At 68.5% G+C, this 19,270-nt stretch carries 17 protein-coding genes and 1 pseudogene; 10 read left to right on the forward strand and 8 right to left on the reverse strand.

Features of this window, described 5'->3' with window-relative positions; genetic code table 11:
- The first annotated feature begins 515 nt into the window (after positions 1–515).
- The 9 genes from ABN273_RS53410 (at position 516) to ABN273_RS53450 (ending at position 11,827) form a co-directional block, all read left to right on the forward strand.
- Complete coding sequence (locus ABN273_RS53410; RefSeq protein WP_349457435.1) at positions 516–1,271, forward strand: hypothetical protein; 756 nt, start codon at positions 516–518, stop codon at positions 1,269–1,271.
- Between the two features lie 250 nt (positions 1,272–1,521).
- A complete protein-coding gene (locus tag ABN273_RS53415; RefSeq protein ID WP_349457436.1) occupies positions 1,522–1,929 on the forward strand; it encodes a pilin in 408 nt (135 codons plus the stop codon).
- 380 nt (positions 1,930–2,309) lie between these two features.
- On the forward strand, positions 2,310–3,674 hold the full coding sequence (locus ABN273_RS53420) for a TrbL/VirB6 family protein (protein WP_349457437.1): 1,365 nt from the start codon (positions 2,310–2,312) through the stop codon (positions 3,672–3,674).
- A complete protein-coding gene (locus ABN273_RS53425; RefSeq protein ID WP_349457438.1) occupies positions 3,671–4,624 on the forward strand; it encodes a PrgI family protein in 954 nt (317 codons plus the stop codon). The genes ABN273_RS53420 and ABN273_RS53425 overlap by 4 nt, the downstream gene beginning before the upstream one ends.
- Complete coding sequence (locus ABN273_RS53430; RefSeq protein WP_349457439.1) at positions 4,621–6,435, forward strand: VirB4 family type IV secretion system protein; 1,815 nt, start codon at positions 4,621–4,623, stop codon at positions 6,433–6,435. Before ABN273_RS53425 ends, ABN273_RS53430 begins: the two co-directional genes overlap by 4 nt.
- Complete coding sequence (locus ABN273_RS53435; protein ID WP_349457440.1) at positions 6,432–8,873, forward strand: type IV secretory system conjugative DNA transfer family protein; 2,442 nt, start codon at positions 6,432–6,434, stop codon at positions 8,871–8,873. Before ABN273_RS53430 ends, ABN273_RS53435 begins: the two co-directional genes overlap by 4 nt.
- Positions 8,874–8,915: 42 nt before the next feature.
- Positions 8,916–9,785, forward strand: coding sequence for a replication-relaxation family protein (locus ABN273_RS53440; RefSeq protein ID WP_349457441.1), 870 nt, complete (start codon positions 8,916–8,918; stop codon positions 9,783–9,785).
- 33 nt (positions 9,786–9,818) lie between these two features.
- On the forward strand, positions 9,819–10,766 hold the full coding sequence (locus tag ABN273_RS53445; protein WP_349457442.1) for a C40 family peptidase: 948 nt from the start codon (positions 9,819–9,821) through the stop codon (positions 10,764–10,766).
- A 212-nt stretch (positions 10,767–10,978) separates the two neighbouring features.
- Entirely contained in the window at positions 10,979–11,827 is an 849-nt protein-coding gene (locus tag ABN273_RS53450) for a restriction system modified-DNA reader domain-containing protein (protein WP_349457443.1), read from the forward strand.
- A gap of 97 nt (positions 11,828–11,924) precedes the next feature.
- Here ABN273_RS53450 and ABN273_RS53455 read toward each other — a convergent pair whose 3' ends face one another.
- The 7 genes from ABN273_RS53455 to ABN273_RS60035 all read right to left on the reverse strand — a co-directional run bounded on the left by ABN273_RS53455 (position 11,925) and on the right by ABN273_RS60035 (position 18,214).
- Complete coding sequence (locus ABN273_RS53455) at positions 11,925–12,317, reverse strand: ParB N-terminal domain-containing protein (protein WP_349457444.1); 393 nt, start codon at positions 12,315–12,317, stop codon at positions 11,925–11,927.
- The gene (locus tag ABN273_RS53460) at positions 12,314–12,757 is read right to left on the reverse strand and encodes a hypothetical protein (RefSeq protein WP_349457445.1); all 444 of its coding nucleotides are present in this window, start codon (positions 12,755–12,757) and stop codon (positions 12,314–12,316) included. The genes ABN273_RS53455 and ABN273_RS53460 overlap by 4 nt, the downstream gene beginning before the upstream one ends.
- A 22-nt stretch (positions 12,758–12,779) precedes the next feature.
- Positions 12,780–13,247 carry a hypothetical protein gene (locus ABN273_RS53465; protein WP_349457446.1) on the reverse strand — a complete coding sequence of 156 codons (468 nt, stop codon included), beginning with the start codon at positions 13,245–13,247 and terminating at the stop codon, positions 12,780–12,782.
- 300 nt (positions 13,248–13,547) lie between these two features.
- Positions 13,548–14,021, reverse strand: a complete 474-nt coding sequence (locus tag ABN273_RS53470; RefSeq protein ID WP_349457447.1) for a hypothetical protein — start codon at positions 14,019–14,021, stop codon at positions 13,548–13,550.
- A 105-nt stretch (positions 14,022–14,126) separates the two neighbouring features.
- Positions 14,127–15,131: a DUF932 domain-containing protein gene (locus ABN273_RS53475; protein WP_349457448.1), complete on the reverse strand. Its 1,005-nt coding sequence runs from the start codon at positions 15,129–15,131 to the stop codon at positions 14,127–14,129.
- 142 nt (positions 15,132–15,273) lie between these two features.
- Positions 15,274–16,515: a MarR family transcriptional regulator gene (locus ABN273_RS53480; protein WP_349457449.1), complete on the reverse strand. Its 1,242-nt coding sequence runs from the start codon at positions 16,513–16,515 to the stop codon at positions 15,274–15,276.
- A 745-nt stretch (positions 16,516–17,260) separates the two neighbouring features.
- Positions 17,261–18,214 carry an ATP-binding protein gene (locus ABN273_RS60035; protein WP_502911305.1) on the reverse strand — a complete coding sequence of 318 codons (954 nt, stop codon included), beginning with the start codon at positions 18,212–18,214 and terminating at the stop codon, positions 17,261–17,263.
- Positions 18,215–18,620: 406 nt separating this feature from the next.
- On the opposite strand from ABN273_RS60035, the gene ABN273_RS53485 reads away from it, so the two are divergent.
- Entirely contained in the window at positions 18,621–19,040 is a 420-nt protein-coding gene (locus ABN273_RS53485) for a hypothetical protein (RefSeq protein WP_349457450.1), read from the forward strand.
- Between the two features lie 70 nt (positions 19,041–19,110).
- On the opposite strand, the pseudogene ABN273_RS53490 reads toward ABN273_RS53485, so the two are convergent.
- A pseudogene (locus tag ABN273_RS53490) lies at positions 19,111–19,270 on the reverse strand (transposase); the annotation flags it as partial.

Raw genomic sequence — 19,270 nt, forward strand, 5'->3', positions numbered from 1 at the left:
GGCCCGCCAGCGCACGATCGTGTCGTCGGCCACCCTGCCACCATTGCCCCTTCTGAAACGGTGAGCGAGCGGCAGTAGCCTCGGGGTTGAGTGGTGGACGGTCACCGTCCGGCTCTCTTTGCCATATCTATATGCCTGGGATCCTGGCCCACACTGTTTACGCAGGTGGGCGCGTTTCCGGACTCGGAGTGAACGGCGCCCGACCCGTACTCCTCCAGAGTCCTTCAACGATGCGCCGAGGGCGTTCGCGCAGGTCAGATCCCAATTCCGACGTCCCTTCAGACTTTGAATGATCTTTATCTGAGCCGAAGTCCGTCCGGAAGTCGTCCCGTTTCTGTACGCCGTCTCTGGCGCCATGAGCAGCATCCGAACCGCCTAGCCTTTCGGGAGCTGCCATGTTCCACGCCCGATCCCAGACCACCGCCGCCGCCACCACCGAAGCCCCTTCAGTCTCGAACAGCGATGACGCTTCCTCCTCCGGCACCTCTTCAACCGCTTCCGTCCAACGGCGTCCGTTGAACCAGGTCGAGCATTCATTCACGCTGCTCATGCAGGGGCCGCAGCCGCTGACGGTCGACGCGGCCGCGCTCGGGCTCGGCCTACCCGCTCGCCCCCTTCCTCTGGACGAGCTGCGAACCATCCTGCTGCACCCCAGCTGCGATCGGACCACCCGGGACGGCGTCTGGCGCCACCTGATCGAGCAAGCACGCGCCCACCGAGGTGCCTGGATGGTCGCCGCCGTCGCGCTGGCAGCGCCGATGCTGCGCCGCCTGCTCAAAACCCTGACCGAGATGATCAACGCCGAGCATGAGGACTTGGAGGCCGAGATGCTGGCCTGCTTCATGGAGGCGTTGTACCGGGTGGAGCTGTCCTGGTCCCACCCTGTGCTGCGGCTGTCACGGCTGACGCAGTTCGGCGTCCTGCGTGCCCACGCCGTCGATCAACCTGAACTGCTCTTCGAGGCGGAGATGAGCGACGGCCAGCTGGCGGTGAGCTATCCGTCCGGTCACGCCGATCTGCTGCTCGCCCGCGCGGTCGAGGCCGGCGTCATCACGGCGGAGGCAGCGGAGCTGATCGGAGTGACCCGACTGGACAACGCATCGCTGGCCGACTACTGCCGAGCCCGCGGCCTGCTCTACTGCACCGAGCTCAAGCGCCGGCAGCGTGCCGAAGCACGCCTCCGCCAGGCCCTGGTCAGCGGCGAGCTATCCGGCACCGCTGAACCAGGCGGCACGCCAGCCAGCGCCACGCGCCACAGCTCACGGTCATGATCGGGCAAATTCCACGGGCCTCGATGTCCGATCTCGGCACTCGAACCCGGTCTTTTAGCAGGTGAAAGGCAGCGCGGACGGCACCGGTCCGGCCAGGCCGCACCCGGCCACCCGGCTCCTGTCACCACCGGACCCGCCACCCCGCACCGCACAGAAGGAGGACGCCCACCCGGCCCTGGCCGGGACCGGGCCTCCGCGCTGCCTGTCCCACCCGTCGCACGCATCCTCAACGCCTTGCCGGGAGGCAGCCGTGGTTCCACGTTCCCGCTTCACCCCTCGCAAGATCCTTCTCATCGCCATCGTCATCATCGCGGGCACCACGCTCGGCATGCTCCTCGAGCTGGCGCTCGCCCACTTCGCCGAGGCCGCTCGCATCTCCGGCATCACAGCTCCAGCCTGGACCGGGCCTGCGAAGCCGAAAGATCCTGGCTCGCTCAACCAGGTGATAGACAACCTGCGCAACGTGATCGTCGGCCTGCTGGTCGCGCTGGCCACTCTGTTCCTGACCGTGGGCGGGGTCCGCTACATCCTGGCGGGAGGCGACCCCGGTGAGGTGGAGGCGGCCAAGAAGACCCTGCGTTATGCGGCCCTCGGCTACGGCATCGCCGTTCTGGCGCCGCTGCTGGTCGCCATCCTCGAGGGCATCGTAGGAGCCTGACAGTGCCCCGCCAGCCGCCGCGTCCACCCGTCGCGAGCCGACATCACGTGGCTCTCGTAATAGCGGAGCTGCTCACAATCATCGGCGCCACGCTGACCGCGATGAGCACTCCAGCGTGGGCGTCGCCGGGTCCGCCGCCAGCGCCCTCACCGACCTCGAATCCACAGCTCGCTTCGCCCGCGCCTTCGCAGCCAGCCCCGACGCCAGAACCTGCGACGACTTCATCCATCGGCCCGGTGCTGACGTCGCCGCCTCAGCCTCGTCCCACCACGCCGCCCTCCATACCGGCGCCAGACCAATCAGCTGCACCAGACGAGTGCGGCTGGCTCGATTTCGGCTGCAAGATCAATGGCGCGCTGAACGGCTGGTTCGGCACGATCGTGACCGAGGCGATCCAGCCGGCCTTCCAGACAGTCGGAACGCTCCTGCTGTCCTCGCCACCGCCCTCGATGCTGGAGCGGGTCCGGGAGCTGTCGGCTCACGTGCGGCTGGTGGCCAATGCGCTGCTGGCGCTGTTCGTGCTGGCCGGTGGATTGATCGTGATGGCGTACGGCACCGTGCAGACCTCCACGACCGCGCAGGAGATCGTCCCACGTCTGGTGGTCGCCACCATCACGCTCAACACCTCGCTCACCCTGTGCGAGCATGCCGTCGAGCTCGCCAATGGCCTGGTCTCCGCACTGCTCGGCGACGGTGTCGACGGGCGGCGGGCCGGCGATCTGCTGGCCAACAAGCTCGCCAACCCGGTCGGCCAGCTTCAGAGCCCGCAGATGTTCCTGATCTGGATGATCGGGCTCGCTGTGGTGATGGGGCTCATCCTGGCCTTCATCGCGATCCTGCGGGTCGCCCTGCTGCTGTTCCTGATCATCGCGGCGCCACTGGCTCTGCTCTGCCACGCACTGCCGCAAACCGAGCACATCGCCCGGCTGTGGTGGCGCGCGTTCACCGGTGTCCTGATCATGCAGGTGCTGCAAGCACTGGTACTCATCCTGGTGTTCAAGGTGTACTTCACCGACTCCGCCGATACCTTCGCCACCCCACCCGACCAGCCGGTCCTGGCGGCGACCAAGCCAATCGTCATGCGCGCCATCGACACGCTGGTGCTGATCGGCCTGCTGTTCATCCTGATCAAGATTCCCGGCTGGGTCGCCCGTTCCGTCTGGCAACACGCCCAGCCCCAGCTGCTCCAGCGCCTGATCAAGGCCCTGATCGTCTACAAGAGCTTCGGCCTGGCCGGTGCCGCTCTGCGCAACGGGAAGGCCGCCCGTTCCGCTGCCAGGAGCGCTGGAGCAGCGCGTCGCTCAGGGCCAGCGTCCGGACCAAGTCGGGCCGGACGGCGAGATCCGAGCGCGCCTCGGCCAAGCAGCGGGCCGCCAAGCATGAGAGGACCTCAGCCGGTGAACGCATCCACCCAGACTCCGCCGAGCTTCCCCTCCGCAGCGGGCGGCACCCGCGCACCGCAGCAGCTCGCTCTACCGCTCAACCTGCCGCCCGCGCCGGCACGGACCGCTGCTTCGCGTCCACGCGGGCGCCAGCTGGCGTTGCCGTTCCCTGTCACCCGCGTGCCACGGCCGCCCGCACCAGCCCTGCAGCCCGCGCCGAGCGGGCCATGGATCCGCCCGCACGCGCCCTGGGTTCAGCCCATGTTGCCGGGCATGCCCACCCGCCCGGCCCGGCCCCGCCAGCTGCATCTACGGCTCGATCCGCCACCCCGCCGCGTGTCGCGCAGGAGGGGTGAGCCGTGAACGAGCCTGAGCCGCTGGTCGCGCACATCCCAGCCGATATCGCCCAGCCGGACAAGATCGCTTACGGGCTGACGATCCGGCAGATCATCATCGTCGCTACCACCGGAGCCCTTGCCTCCGCCATCTACTACCTGTTCCATGACCTGCTTCCCGTGGTGGTCCTCGCGGGGCTCGTGCTGCCGCTGCTTGCTGTCGGCCTGGTGGTGGCTCTCGGCCGCCGCGAGGGCCTGAGCCTCGATCGCTTCTCGCTTGCCGCCCTCCACTTCGCCCGGGCCCCCAAGCGGCTGGTCGCCGCCTCCGGTGAGGTGGTGGAGCCGCCCGCGTGGTGCCGGCTGCGGGGCAAGCTGCCGGCGCCCCTTCGCCTGCCGGTCCTCGCTATTCGTACCGACGGGGCCTTGGAGCTGGCCGGAGGCGGGGTGGCGGTGCTCGTGGAGACCACCACCGTCTCTTTCCACCTGCGCACGACCGCGGAACAAGCGAGTCTGGTGGGCGCGTTCGGCCGCTGGCTCAACTCTCTTGAAGCACCCGCGCAGATCCTCGTACGTGCTCGCCCGATCGAGCTCGACGCCCTGATCGGCACGGTCCTCCAGCGCGCCGATCGACTGCCTCACCCGGCGCTCGCTCGTAGCGCCACCGAGCATGCGGCGTTCCTGCAGCAGCTGAATGACTCCCGCGAGCTGCTGGCCCGGCAGGTGCTCATCGTGCTGCGCGATCCAGGACCGGCTCGCGGGCGTCGCATCGCGAGGCGTGACGCCGCTGCCGCCGTCGTGCTGCGCCGCGCCGACGAGAGCGCCCGCACCCTGGCCGCACTCGGCATCTCCGTCACCGTCTTGAACGCCCCAGCGGCACATCGAGTCCTCACCGAATGCCTCGACCCCGGCGGCTGGCACCCCGTCCCGGCAGCCCTGCCCGACGACGTGCTCACCGCCGCTGACCAGGAGGGCCAATGAGACGACGCCACCGCCGGCACGACGGCGTGTCGGGGACGACCACGCTGCTGGAGCCAGCCGCTCTGCAGGTCGGCGCTCGCGTGCTGACCTTCCCTGAAGGAATGGCCGCGTCCTTCGCAGTTGTCGGCTACCCGCGTGAGGTCGGTGCGGGCTGGCTGGAACCCTTGCTCACTTACCCCGGTCGCCTCGACGTGTCGCTGCACATCGAGCCGATCCCGCAGGCGGTCGCCGCGATGAGGCTACGCCGCCAGCTCGCCCGGCTGGAGTCGTCCAGCCGGGCCGACGCCCAGCATGGCCGCCTGCAGGACTTCGCCCTCGAAGCCGCCGCCGACGACGCCACCGAGCTGGCCGCCAGCCTCGCCCGAGGCCACGGGCGGCTGTTCAAGGTCGGCCTCTACCTCACCGTGCACGCCACCGTCGAAGAAGAGCTCAACGCCGAACTCGAGCGCGTCCACGCCCTGGCCGCCTCGCTCCTCCTGGATGCCCAGCCGACCACCTTCCGAGCCCTGCAGGGCTGGGCTACCAGCCTGCCCCTCGGCGTGGACGCGGTGCAGCTGACCCGCACGTTCGACACCACCGCCCTGGCCGCCGCGTTCCCGTTCACCTCGCCCGACCTGGCCGCCCCCGCAAGTGACAGCGCCGTCCTGTACGGGCTCAGCGCCTCCAGCTCCAGCATCGTCGTCTGGGACCGCTTCGCCCAGGACAACCACAACTCCGTCACCCTGGCCCGTTCCGGCGCCGGCAAGAGCTTCTTCACCAAGCTTGAAGCCCTGCGCCTGCTCTATCAGGGCATCGAAGTCGCCGTCGTCGACCCCGAAGACGAATATGCCCGCCTGGCCCGCGCGGTCGGCGGCATGCACCTGCGCCTCGGCGCCACCGGAGTGCGCTGGAACCCGCTCGACCTGCCCACCAGCCAAGGGCCCCACGACGACGTCCTGTCCCGGCGCGCTCTCTTCCTGCAGACCCTGATCGCCACCATGCTCACCGCGCCGCTCGCCCCGCAGCTGCGAGCCGCGCTCGATGCCGCGATCATCGCCACCTACCAGGCAGCCGGGATCACCCGCGACCCGGCCACCTGGAGCAGACCGGCCCCGCTGCTGGGTGACCTCGTCACCACCCTGAAGAACGGTAAACAGGGTGCGGAGCTGGCCGCACAGCTCGCACCGTACGTCTCCGGCTCCTACCGGGAGCTGTTCGACGGTCCGACCACTGCCACACCCACCGGCCACCTGATCGTCTTCTCGCTCCGCGACCTGCCTGACGAACTCAAGGCTGTCGGCACCCTGCTCGCCCTGGATGCCATCTGGCGCCGCGTAGCCAACCCTCGCGATCGTAAGAAACGCCTGGTCGTGGTGGACGAGGCCTGGTTGCTGATGAAAGAGGCCGAGGGGGCTCGCTTCCTGTTCCGCATGGCCAAGGCCGCCCGCAAGCACTGGGCCGGGCTTGCAGTCGTCACCCAGGACGCCGCTGACCTGCTCGGGACCGAGCTCGGCCAGGCCATCGTGGCCAACGCGGCCGGCCAGATCCTCCTCCGCCAGGCGCCGCAGGCAATCGGGGTGGTTGGCGATGCCTTCGACCTGTCGGAAGGCGAGCGGCAGTTCCTGCTCACCGCTGAACGCGGCGAGGCGCTCATGGTCGCCGGACCCGCCAGCCGCGTCGCCTTCCACGTGATCGCCTCCCCGACCGAGACAGAGCTGATCACCACCGACCCCGCCGAGCTGGCCGAGCTGGAACGCCGCGACACCGGCGCTTTTCCCGCCGCAGGCTCGCTCGACTGCGGCGACCCGGACGAGGAGAGCGACCCGCTATGAGGTCAGCTACGGACTGCCTGTTGTGCGAAGTCAGTGATCGGGATGTACGGGAAGCACTGGAGTTCCTCCGCGAGCTGCCGGCTCGGCTTCTCGATCTTGTCCTGCACCACGGCTGGCGTGTCGCAACCGGCGTCTTGGCCGTGATGTCGGTGCTGGCGCTAGCTCGTCAGCTCATCAGCCGGATGCGCCACCAGATACTGGCGCCGGGAGCCCAGCTGGTCACGATTTCGTGCCCCCCGGACAGCGACCCGCAGGGCGCGCAGGTGCTGTGGAGCCAACTGATCGGACTCCTACGTCCCGCCTGGAAACGGCACCTTGCAGGTCAGCCACACCTGGTGTGGGAATACGTCGGAAGCGCCTCCGGTATCCGCATCCGGTTGTGGGTGCCCGGCGTCGTTCCGCCAGGGATCGTGGAGAAGGCTGTCCAATCCGCCTGGCCAGGCGCGATCACGACCACCATGCCTGCCACCAGCCCGCTTCCACCGTGGGCCCGCGCAGTCGGCGGAAGGCTGATGCTCGCGCGAGCCGAGCACTTCCCGCTCAAGACCGATCACACCAGCGACCCCATCCGGTCCCTGCTCAGCGCGATGAGCGGGCTGCGCGACGGCGAGCACGCTCTGGTCCAGGTCCTGGCCCGGCCTACCACGGGGCGCCGTCTCAGGCGCGCCCACCGAGCGGCAGCGGTCCTGCGCGGCGCCAAGACCAGCAGCATGCTCGGCCAGGTGCTGGACGAACTCGTGTCCAGTCGCACCCACCCGGGCGAGCTGGCCCGCATGTTCCCCGAACGTGCCGAGCAGGTACGCGCCATTCTGGCCAAGGCAGGCCAGCCGCGTTACCAGGTCGCCATCCGCTACGCCGTCGCCTCCCTCAGAGACGACGAAACGGCCAGGGGCAGATCGCGCGGGCAAGCACACGCACTGGCTGGTGTCTTCGCCCTGTTCACGTCGGGCCACCAGTACCTGCGCCGCGCCCGGCTCTTCCGACCTCACAAGGTGACCGACTCTCGACGGTTGAGCACTGGATATTTGCTGTCCGTCGGCGAGCTTGCCGCGCTCGCGCACCTGCCCTGGGACACCGACGCCCCCGGGATCACCCGCGCCGGAGCGCGCCCCGTCGCCCCGCCACCCGCCGTACCGCGCGGCCCGGGGAGCGGACCGGTGCGGGTATTGGGCGACACCGACAGCGGCCCACAGCGCCCCGTAGCGCTACCCGTGGCTGACGCGCGCCATCACACCCACGTCCTCGGCGGCACCGGCGTCGGTAAATCCACGCTCCTGGCCAACATGGTTCTGGCCGACGCCCAGGCGGGGCGGGGCGCGCTGGTCATCGACCCCAAAGGCGACTTGATCACCGATATTCTCGCTCGCCTGCCGGAACGCTCGATCGGCAAGACGGCCGTCTTCGACCCTCAAGACAGCGCCAGACCACCGGCGATCAACGTACTTGCCGGGCCCAATCCCGCCTTCGCCGTCGACTCCTTGGTCACGATCTTCCACCGCTGCTTCCGCTCCGCGTGGGGGCCACGGGTCGACGATCTGCTGCGGTCAACCTGCCTCACCCTCACCAAGGTGTTGGGCTCCAAGGCCACGCTGGCCGAGGTTCCACGGCTGCTGACCGACTCCGCGTTTCGCGCCCGCATCACCGCGCGGCTGGACGACGAACTGCTCGCCGGCTTCTGGGACTCCTACCACGCCCTCACTCCCGCCGGACAGGCCACCGTCATCGGCCCCGTGATGAACAAGCTGCGCGCCGTCCTGCTCCGCCCGTTCATCCGCCATGCCCTGACCAATCCCACGACCACCGTCCCCATCGGCCAACTCCTCGACGAGGGCGGCCTGATCCTGGCCCGGCTCCCCAAAGGCATCTTGGGCGACGACGCCGCCCGGCTGTTCGGCTCCATCCTTCTCGCCCACACCTGGCAGGCCGCCACCCGCCGCGCCCACCAAGCCGAGGCCGAACGGTCTGATGCCGGGCTCTACATCGACGAGTGCCACAACTTCCTCAACCTGCCGGGCCACATCAACGACGTCCTGGCCGAGGCGCGCGGTTACCGCCTCTCCCTCGTCCTGGCCCACCAGCACCTCGACCAGCTCCCCGCCGACCTGCGCGAGGCCCTGTCCGCCGACGCCCGCAACAAGATCTACTTCAACGCCTCCCCCAAGGACGCAGGCGACCTCAAATTCCACGTCGCGCCTCTGATCACGCCACACGACATGACGCACCTCGGCGCATACCAAGCCGTCACCCGGCTCATCGCCGACGGCCAGCAAACCGCCGCCTTCACGCTTCGTACTCGCCCCCTGCCGCCGGCTGCACCCGGACGCGAGCAGGCCATCCGGCAGGCATCTCGTGAACGCTTCGCCCAGTCACCTCCCGCCGAGGCCGCCCCTCGAAAGCGGAGCGTCCCCGAACAAGACCCGCGCGCCAGCGGCCACTGACCACCTCACGACCGGCACCGCACCATCACGAGGGAGATCGACATGCCCGCACGACCCATCCCCGCTGGACAGCCACGCCTGGACCGGGCCGCCTTGACCGCCCTGGCCGCGCGCCTGACTCCGCGCGACTACGACATCCTCACCCACCTTCACCAGCACCGCGTCCTGACCACCCACCAACTGCAGCGCATCTTCTTCGGTATCCCCCAAGCCACCCGCAAACGCCTCGGGACCCTGTACGCGCTCAACGCTGTCACGCGTTTCCGCCCCTGGGCTCCCTACGGCGCGGGATCACGACCCACCCATTGGCTCCTCGGCCGCGCCGGAGCCGCCGTCCTGGCCATCAGGGACGGCATCACCGTCAAGGAACTTGGTTACAACCCCGACCACCCCATCGCCGTCTCCTCCCGCCTGTCCCACCAGGTCGGCGTGAACGACTTCTTCTCTTACCTCCACCATCACGCCCGCCAACCGGACACCTGCGCGGAGGTGAAGGCATGGTGGCCGGAGCGGCGCTGCGCCCAGCTCTGGGGCGACCTCGCCCGGCCAGATGCCTACGGCCGCTGGGCCGAGAACGGCCGCGAGATCGACTTCTTCCTCGAACATGACACCGGCAGCGAAACCCTCGCCAAGGTCGCCGCCAAGCTCCACGATTACGCCAACCTCGCCGAAGCCACCGGCATCACCACGCCCGTGTTGCTGTGGCTGCCCAGCAGCACTCGCGAAACGAACCTGCGCAGAGTCCTGGCGACGACAGAGGTACCCGTCGCCACCGCAGTGCAGAACGAGGACGGCCCGGCCGGACCCGTATGGATGCCGATCGGATCCGAGCAACCCCGGTTGCGGCTGGCCAACCTCGCGGATGCCTGGCCCCACCTCGCAACGGCTCGCGACGAGCAGACCGATGCCTGATCGCCTCGGTCTGAGAAAGGGAGTCGCAGCGAGATGAAGTACGCCGCGGCCGGCATCGCGCTCCTCCTGCTTCTCGTCATCGCCGTCATCGCAGCAGCCGCCACCGTTCTCACCGGCACCGGCGGCTCGAGCGGCGCGGCTTGCCTGTACGGCGCGGCGAGCAGCCTTCCGGAGCGCGGTCCGGTCGCGGCCATGCCCGACCTCACCAGGCTGGATCAGGAGCAGCAGAACAACGCCGCGCTCATCGTCCAGACCGCCCAGCAGCTCGGTCTACCAGCACGAGCCGCCGTGATCGCGGTAGCAGTGGCCCTGCAGGAATCCCGGCTGCGTAACCTCCCTAATGGGCACCTCGACAGCCTCGGCTTGTTCCAGCAACGCCCCTCACAGGGCTGGGGAACCCCGGAACAGATCCTCACCCCTGCTCACGCGGCCCGCCAGTTCTACGACCGGCTCGTCGCCGTCCCCAATTGGGAGCGACTTCCCCTGACCGAGGCGGCCCAGGCGGTCCAGCGCTCGGCCTTCCCCAACGCCTATGCCTCGTGGGAGCCGCTCGCCCAGCAGACGATCGACCTCGTCACCGGCGCGTGCGTGCTGCCGATCTCCGGCGAGCAGGTAGCGTCGATCATCGCGTACGCCTATGACCAGCTCGGCAAACCGTACGTCTGGGGAGCAGAAGGCCCACAAGCCTTCGACTGCTCCGGCCTGACCATGCGCGCCTACCAAGCGGCGGGCATCTCGATCCCTCGCGTCGCCGCCGACCAATGGCGCCATGGTCCGCCGATCCCGCCTGGCCAGGAACAGCCTGGTGACCTGGCCTTCTTCAATCTCAAACCCGACGGACCCGGCCATGTCGGCATCGTCATCGGCAATGGCCAGATGATCCACGCGCCTAACCGGCGTGAAACGGTCAAAATAGCTGCCTACCAGCGCAGTGATCTGGTCGGTTTCACGCGGCCTGCCGCTCGCCAACCGGCTCCGTGACGGACCTCGAAAGCCCAAGCGCAGTCGCACCCCTAACTCTCGGTCACCCTCAGGTATGTGTCCGCTAGCCTTCGGGAAGATCTCGGGGCAATGCGTGATCGAAGGAGACCGGAGTGGAGACACACCAGGCCGAGACGTCGCCCTACAAAGTCTTGATGCCGCAGGGCCTGAGTGGGCCGATCGAGGTCATCTCCGAGTACTCCATCGTGCGCATGGCCGTCGTCGAACGAGCACACGCCACCAAGCTTCACGAGAGTTGGAACGTGCCCGGCGCGTACCTCCTGCTGGACCGGCCTGATGCGCTGGGCCGATGGGGCGTCTACGTGGGCATGGCCGCGCCCGGCACTCTTGCCCACAGGTTGCGCGACCATCTGCGGGCGCGCGACCACTGGTATCGAGCCGTTCTGATCCGCCGCGACAACGAACATCCCTTCCACACCAGCCAAGCCGGGTGGCTTGAAGGTCACTTGTACGACCTGCTCGCCAAGGCCCCGCATGTCCGGCTGCACAACGGCAAACGGCCCCAGGACCTCACTCTGTCGGCTCACGATCAAATCGGGATGCGCACCTGCGTGCCCCCGATCATCGACCTGCTGCATTTCCTGAGCCACACGCTCAATCCCAAAATCGCCGCACCACCTCAAGCCATGGCCGCCGAAGAATCAGGATCTCCCGCCGTGCTCGCGGTGCCGCGTACGGCACCGGCCACCGTGCGAACCACTGAGGCAAGCTCACCTCGCCGGCCGAGATACAGAAGCAGTATTACGGTGCGGGACCTCATCGAGGCGGGGCTGCTGACGCCCGGGACCAGTCTTGTCCCGAAGCCGTCCCACCTGCGCGAGCAGGCTGTAGTCAACCTGGACGGCACTCTCCAGTTCCGAGGCACCCCACGCGAGAAGCCGTCCGATCCCGCCAGCGAGCTGGCGGGATCGCAGCAGAACGGCTGGGAGTTCTGGCGAGTCGATACCCGGCAAGGGCTGGTCTCCCTCTCCGACCTGCGAAGCGAGCTAGAGCGCCGTCAAGCCGCCTCACGCGCTGCAACCCCGTCGCGCACCGAGTAGGGGAAGAGCACCGACGGCCGGTGGTGCAGGAGGTGTGCCCCGGCCGCACACCATGAGGTGCGCGACCGGGGCAGACCACCTGCGCCACCGGACTCGGTTACCGCCAGCCGGGTCTCTTCTCACCTCCGAAGATGCGGCAGGCCAGCTCTTCTTCGGGCGTCAAGACGATGACCGGCAGCTTGTCCACATCCTGAGTGAGGGCCTTGTGGATGCGGTGCCAGCCGTCGATGATCAGCCATCCGGCCTCCGGGATCGGGACTGCGATCAGTGGCTCGTCCAGGTCCACGGTGGCCGCGTGTGCGTGGTCTATCCGGATCAGATACAGCATGCCCGCCCATGCCTGCGGGTCCAGCTGCCCCGTCGGCTCGCGATCTGCTGTGAGTTGCTTGGCGGCTGTGATATTCCACTTCCAGGCCAGCATCTGGAACGTCTCGACCTGGGAGTCGTCGGTGGCGTTCTTCTGCGGGTGTGAGCGCGTGTGCGTGTTCACTGGGCCTGCTCCGTCCCGGCCGAGCGGCTCGCCGTGGCCTTGGCCAGGAACTCGCGGGCGGCGGCGCGCTTGATCAGCTCCAGCGCGCAGTCGAGATGCGCGAGGGCTAGTTCCTCGTCCGTAGTGCCACCGTGTCCTTCAGCGGTGGGGTTGTCGCCGAGGCGCCGGGTGCGGTAGGAGCTGACCCAGAAGCTGAACTTCGCCATCGCGCGTACCATGCCGAGCCCGTGCTGCTCGCCATACCTAGCGAGCGTGCTCCACCAGCGGAGCAGGAGGTTCGCCCGCAGAGCGTCGCACAGCTCCTGGCTGCTGACCCGGCAGCCGTGGACCAGCTGGGTGGTAGCTCTGATCGTCGCGTCCTGGTTCACCCGCTGCTGCTGCCGCACCAGGGCTCCCAACGAGGGCTCGTCGGGCATGTGGGGGGATGTGTAGTCGTTCACGAGGGTGTTCTCCTTCCCGCCATCAAGTGGCGCTGGTGTGGTGAGGCGTCGTCGAACGAGGGGAGCCGGTCGGGCCGTGCGCGGCTGCCGCGCTGTGAGCGCCCAGGCCTGTGACGGTCGCGAGGGTGGTGTCGTGCCGGGCAGCGTGTTCGGCCAGCAGCTCGCCAGTGGCGGTCAGGAAGCGCCGGGCGGCGGCCCGGGAGGCGTGTGCGAGGGCGTGATCGAACAGGGTCCCCGGCTGAGTGGATCCGATCTCGGCGGTCAGGTAGGTACGCGCCCACGAGCGGACCCGGCGCAGCGCGTGATCTGCCTGCAGGTGCTGCTTGCTGACCTGCTCACCGACCTGTTCCCACCAGGTGCGCAGCGCCTGGGTGTAGGCGGTCTGATACAGCGGCTCGCCGGTCAGCCGCAGCGCCCGCTGCAGCAGGTAGGCGACCTCGGCTGCTGCCGCGTACGCGGCGTGCTGGGCTGCGGCGAGCGCCTCGTGCATCCGTTGATCGAGTATGACAAGTGACTCCTCAGGCTCGGCCTCTAGCGAGCCGAGCTCGTCCGCAGTGCCGAACGGCGCAAACTGCCCGGCGGACGGCGGAGTCCCCGTTGGGCGATGGGTGGTCGGGCGGACTTGGCTCGGCTCGTCTCGGTTGGTTGGTATGTCCACGTGATCGCTCCTTCAGGTAGGGGATGGGCTGGTCAGATCCGGCCGAGCTGAGCGACTCCCTGCTCGGCCGTTCTCGAAGGCGAGAAGCTTTGGGTCCTGAGCGCGAGAACGTCAGGGTCCGGCGGCGGCCCCTCACAGCTGCTGCTCGGGATCCCGCCCGCCTGGGTTCAGAACGAAGGGCGGACGGTCGTCCGGACGGTGTGGTGACGTGGAGGCCTGGCCGGTGAGCGAGGCAGCTCCGGCCAGAGCATCAGCCAAGGATTGGGTGGTGGCCAGGAACTGCTGGGCGGCCTGGCGCCTGGCCTGGGCCATGGCCTGGGCGAACAGGTCTGCGTGGAGAACCGGGCTGCCGCTCAGGAGGTGCTGTTCGGCCTGACGGCGGGTGCGCATGATGGCGTCGGCCCCGTCGAGCCCCTCGCTGTTGATCATGTCCGTAATCTGCTGCCACCAGCCGAAAACGAACTGGGTGACGGTGAGTCGAGCCAGGTCCTCGGCGTGGAGACCGTGACCGGACTCGGCGGCGTGTGTGAGCTTGTCGATCGCCTCACACGCCTCGAGCGAGGTGCGGGCGTAGTGCGTCTCGGCCAGGGCTTCGAGCTGTCCCATGATCTTCTCCTTGGAAAGCGGGCGTGATGGAACCGGTGTCAGGGCTCCGGGAGTGGGCGAGATTCCGGTACGGCCCACGGCGCGGGCCGTACCGGGCGAGCATGGTCAGGCCGTGGCGAGGAGTTTGAACGCGCGGATCTTGATCTTGGTGTTGTCGTGGTCGTCCAGCAGGGCACGCTCGGCCCGCACGATCTCGGGCTCCCGCCGTCCGATCACCGGGCTGCGGTGGTCGAGCCGCTCGGTGACCGCGTTGTAGGCGGCCCAGCGGGTGTTGCGGATCGGCTCCTGCGTGGGCGCGGTGGTGAACAGGTATTCCAGCTCGCGCATCGCCAGTTCGTGATTGCGGCGCGTGAGCTCCTTGGCGTCCGGCGCGAGCGGGTGCAGCGTGTTGGCGAACTGGCGGAACTCCTTGACGTCCATCGGGATGGCGAGGAGTTTCTCGGCTTCTTCGGCGAATGCCTGGCCGTGCCGCCAGGTGAGCTTGAGCGCCTCCCGAGCCTCGGCGATCCGGCCGCCGATGTGGCCAGTGTGGCGGACCTTGAACATCGAGGCGTGGTTGCGTAGTGCGGCCCGCTCGGTGTTCGCGCACACCACTCGTACCGGGGTGGCAACGGTGGTGAACGCACCCCAGCCGTCGTGGCGGGAGAAGGCCGCCAGGTACAGGTCGAGCCGGTCATGGCCGCCGACCATGAGCGGTTCGGGGAGGCGCATGGTGACGAAGACCCGGCGTCCGCCGTTCAGGGAGCCGCCGGTGTCGAAGATCGCCCCGGACTCGTCCACCAGGGTCTGCAGGAACTCCGCGACCTCCTCGTTCTGGACGATCTTGTAGTCCTTGCCGACCATGCCGAGGCGTTCGGGCTGGCCGGTCACCGGATTCGTACGGACGATGAGGAAGTCCTCCTCGGAGGTGACGGTCTGCCCGGTGTCGGGGTCGGTCACCTGGCCGACCGCCACCTTGCGCACGTTCCATCCGGCGAGCTGGGCGTTGGTGAGCAGTTCCTCGGCGGTCATCGGGCCGGGTGCGGTGTACCCGAGCCGATGCCAGCCGGGCTTCCCAGCGGCGGCGAATCCGGCCGAGCCGTTGGCGAAGATCTCGATCTCGTGGGCCATGACAGATGCCTCCTAGGCAGGTCGTGAATGGTCGAACGGGAGATGTGTGAGGTCGGAAGGGCTTCTTGGGCAGGCGCGTGTCGGCCTGCTGTCCGTCTGCGGGCACGGCAGGCGGGCCGGTGTGGTTCGCCGCACCGCTGGGTCACTCCGGGGCCGAGGTCTCCGCGAGGCTGAACCGGCGGGGCCGCTCGCAGGTCAGCTGGGCCTGACCGAGGCTGACGAGCCGGTCCAGGGCGTTGGCCACCGCGCCGGATGAGGCGTTGAGTACCCGTCCGATCTCGTACGGGGTGAAGTCCTTGCCCGGGTGCTCCGTGAGGTGGCTCAGCACGCGGTCACGCAGCGCACCGGGGCGGACCAGTCCGGCGCTCCCACCGCTACGGCTGCCGGAGCGGCCTGGCACCGGCCGGGCCGGAGCGGTGGTGCCGGTCAGCACCGCGCGGGCGTTGCGATGCGCCTGCGGGATCTTCGCCATGGCCATCTCCAAGCGGCCAAGCGCGAGGACCGCGTCCCCTTCGTTGTCCATCGCGCGGACCGTCCCGAGGAGCAGGTCGGCCAGTTCCAGCAGCTCCGCGCGCGCCTCTGCCCGAGGCAAGTTCTCCGGGTCGGGCTCCGGTTCCTCCGCGCTCTCCTCGGGGCTTGCGTCCACGTCCGCAGCAGGATCGCCGGTAGAGGTGGTCGAGACGGGGTGCCCGTCCAGAGCGAGAGCCTCATCGTGGGCGGTCGGCTCGTGGGATGCCAGGTACCACTCGTCCTTGGCCCGATCCTCCTCGTCTCCGCGAGAGGCCAGCCCGGCCGCCACCAGCTGGTCGAGTACCTTGATCGCGCCTGCCCGGGTCAGTCCCGCCGCCACGCCGATCGCGGCAGCGGACCAGCCGGGGTTGCTCTCCAGCACGGCCAGAACGGCCTCCTGGTGCGCGTCCAGCCCGGCGGTGTCCTCCGTCGCGTCCGACGAGGTGACGGCGTCGGAGTCGTCAGTCGTGACAGCCATCGGCGAGGCTTCGGCCGGATCGGTGAGATCGGCGTGCTCGACCGGCTCCGGGGTGTCCGCCGGGTCGTCGGTTTCGGCCGGGTACCAGCGGTCGGGAGTCCGTCCCCGCCCGTCATGGCCACCGGCTGTGCGCCTGGCCCGGCCGCTCCTCTCCAGCTCATTGAGGATCTTGCCCGCTGCCACCCGGCTCATCCCCGCCGCCGCACCGATCGCTGTCACGGACGCGCCAGGGTTTACCGCCAGCGCGGCCCACACCGCCTCCTGGCGGGCGTTCGGGCCGTCGGCCGTCACAGCTTCCGGGGTTGGGGTGAGAGCGGTTTCGGCGGGGCTGAGGGCGCCGTCTGTCGCGATTCCTGTCACACTGTCGAGCGCGGTTTCTGAGACCTGAATTTCCATTGCCGTTGTCCTTTCCGCACTGGTTGGGGCTCGCATTTTGTGGGCCGGTTTTTTTGTGTGCGGCTCGACAATGTCTCGCGCGATAGGCCATGGCAAGCGGTCGCCGTATTTTTTTACGTCACCCCAACGGCTGGAGAGGCTGCCCTCATTAGGATTCACACCGGCTGCGGAATCATCTTGCGACGAAGTCGAACCAAAGACTCGTGACTTTCGGCCCGCGAGCCGGGGAACTGCCACAAACCACGAGCGTAGGGCCGAAGTACACGCCCACCTGCGCTGAACCTTCAAGGCATCCCGATGCCTTGAGAAATAGAACTGTATTCTGCACCTACACCACGAGAGCAAAAGCACGCAATAAGCGGCACTACATAAATGACGGTAAGACGGACCGTTTGCGAGCTCTCAAGGCCAGGTACCAGAGACTCCGACCCCGACCAACGCGAAATCCTCCCCTGCCCATATATTGCATCCTCGCTTCTAAGCGAGTCGGGCCGTACACCGCGCCGCCCGGAACCGCGCTGACCATGGAAAATGACGTTATAGAGGCGGCGCGGTCTTAAGCGCACGCGGGAACGCTACATGCATTTCCAGTACAGATCTCAGCACGCTCGGCACCCCGCCATCTGGCCTGGCTATCCCGCCCAGGCCGTCTCGGCACGCCATATCAAGCCTGATCCGTGGCATGCCTTTAACCGCCGGCCTCCGGTTCACGCCGACCAGAGACGGCCACGGGTACCGAGCGACCTCACGCTTTGGAGGTGCGCATGCGCCGACGTGACCATGGCCACCTCAGCGGCCATCGGCACGTTTCCGCTGGGGGATCAGAGACCGCCGTCCACGTCCCCGTGCCTGACCGCCGCGCAGTCAACACCGCATCGTCCGCAACGGCGCGACGCGGCTCCACCAGATCCGATCCAGCGGTTTCGAGCGGCCCCGGATCGGCTCCAGGGCCAGCTACTCCCCCACTCCTATGCTCCGATCGACGATCACGAGGCAGAGCCGCTTGCAACTCGTTGGGCCCAGAAGCAATGATCACCGCATCCTTGCCCTGCAGCGCCATCCACCGATAACGCACCACCAAGAACGCCCAGTCAGGGTGCTCCCGCCGCAACCGCCGCAGCTCCACCTGCGCCCACGGCTCTTGCCCGAAGGCGGACACCTGGTCGTCCCTGTCGTTTACGCCGAGTCCCGGAGCAGCGCCGAGGGGCTCAACCCGGCGGTGCTCCGCGCGGGCCGCTCGGGCCACAGGCAGAGAGCCTGCCGCGTGTACTGCTGCGATTCCTGAGGGCTGAGGCGGGACCAGACGCAGCTCAGCCCATACCGCGTGCCCCTTGATGGGGCTTCCCGACACCCCGACCTCGGCGGCGAGCCGCGCCACACCTGCGAGCCCGTATCCATCTTCCTTCTGTCCCGGCTGGCATTGCCGGGCGGCCGCGTCGGCCTGCTCATAGTCCGGGACGGCTCCTCCGCCCAGGTCATAGACCGTGACACGCGCCGAGTGCGTCGTACGCGTGACCTCCACAACGAAGAAGCCTCCAGCCAGGCCGGAGCGGCTGTGCCGAAGGGCGTTACTGATCAGCTCCGCTGCCACCCATTCGGCGTCGTCCGCACGAGAGGTGTCCTCCAACAGCAGCTTCACCAGACGACGAGCAGGAGCCGCCTGATCGCCTCGGCCCGGGAACACCCGCCGCCAGCCCATCCCACTCGTCGCTGGCGCGGGCCATACGTCGGCGACGAACGGATCACGCTGGGGATCAAGGACGTCGTCTTGGTATCCGGCGTGGGCCGCTGCGTTCGGCACGTGCAGCCGCTCCGGATCATGTGCTTGCGGGCGCGCCCGCTGGTCGTGATGGCGATCCACCGCTCGTCACCTCCGTGACGCCCCCGACCGCTCCGGGAGCGGCCAGCACCATCAACCACCTCCGCGCCCGAATCACACCCCCAGCACACCGCCCCTCCGGGGCGGCCGTCTACCAGCGGTTTCACCCCGCAGCCAGGGGTGACCACGCCGCCGTCCGGCGCAGCGATCACCCCAACCAGCAGCTTGAGCCTCTCCAGCCAGTCGCCCTACGGTCCACGAACCCACCGGGTCACCAGGAAGGAACGTGGATGCCATGTCAGGCAAGGGCTACCAGACTCTCCTCGAGTGCCGGCGCCGCAGCCGCCTGCTACGCGAGCGCGGCTTCACCATCGACCAGATCGCCATCGTCCTCAGCCTCGACCATCAGGTCAGCCCGCTCCGGCTGTACCGGTACGCCGCCGGACTCACCGCCAGCCAGACCATCAGTGCCTACGCCACCCTCGACCCCAGCCGAGCCGCCGGCCTTCGCGAGGCTCGCCTCTACGAGTACGAGAACTGGCCCGATGCGGGCCGCCGCCCTCCGGCGCACGCCCTCTACTTGCTCGGCCGCATCTACGGCACGGGCCCCGAGCGCCTGGTCCCTCCCAGCGTGCTTGCCACCTACTCCGCCTACGACAGGCAGATCCTCAATCGCGTGCCGTCTCCCTCGCGTTCACCGCGCTAGTTGATGAACCACCGGTGGAGCTACCGAGTCTGCGGGCTCGGTTGCGCCGAGATCTCCCTAAGACGGTGACTCATTTGGTGAGTCGGCGGTAGCAAATGAGGACTGCGGCGAGCCACGAAGGAAGAGAAGTGGTCCGCCCGGCGTTCGTAGCGCCGGTGTAAGCGTCGGCAGCCGGCAAGCCAAGAGACGGTGCGCTCCACCACCCAGCGATGACGTCCCAGCCGCTGGCT

The sequence above is a fragment of the Nonomuraea sp. B19D2 genome, assembly GCF_040137845.1.
Classification (GTDB): domain Bacteria; phylum Actinomycetota; class Actinomycetes; order Streptosporangiales; family Streptosporangiaceae; genus Nonomuraea.

What these genes read in the sequence shown, in the direction of transcription:
- ABN273_RS53430 (WP_349457439.1), top strand. Translation starts at nt 4,621, where the DNA reads ATGAGACGACGCCACCGCCGGCACGACGGCGTGTCGGGGACGACCACG.
- ABN273_RS53435 (WP_349457440.1), top strand. Translation starts at nt 6,432, where the DNA reads ATGAGGTCAGCTACGGACTGCCTGTTGTGCGAAGTCAGTGATCGGGAT.
- ABN273_RS53440 (WP_349457441.1), top strand. Translation starts at nt 8,916, where the DNA reads ATGCCCGCACGACCCATCCCCGCTGGACAGCCACGCCTGGACCGGGCC.
- ABN273_RS53445 (WP_349457442.1), top strand. Translation starts at nt 9,819, where the DNA reads ATGAAGTACGCCGCGGCCGGCATCGCGCTCCTCCTGCTTCTCGTCATC.
- ABN273_RS53450 (WP_349457443.1), top strand. Translation starts at nt 10,979, where the DNA reads ATGGCCGTCGTCGAACGAGCACACGCCACCAAGCTTCACGAGAGTTGG.
- ABN273_RS53465 (WP_349457446.1), bottom strand. Translation starts at nt 13,247, where the DNA reads ATGCACGAGGCGCTCGCCGCAGCCCAGCACGCCGCGTACGCGGCAGCA.
- ABN273_RS53470 (WP_349457447.1), bottom strand. Translation starts at nt 14,021, where the DNA reads ATGGGACAGCTCGAAGCCCTGGCCGAGACGCACTACGCCCGCACCTCG.
- ABN273_RS53475 (WP_349457448.1), bottom strand. Translation starts at nt 15,131, where the DNA reads ATGGCCCACGAGATCGAGATCTTCGCCAACGGCTCGGCCGGATTCGCC.
- ABN273_RS53480 (WP_349457449.1), bottom strand. Translation starts at nt 16,515, where the DNA reads ATGGAAATTCAGGTCTCAGAAACCGCGCTCGACAGTGTGACAGGAATC.
- ABN273_RS60035 (WP_502911305.1), bottom strand. Translation starts at nt 18,214, where the DNA reads ATGGGCTGGCGGCGGGTGTTCCCGGGCCGAGGCGATCAGGCGGCTCCT.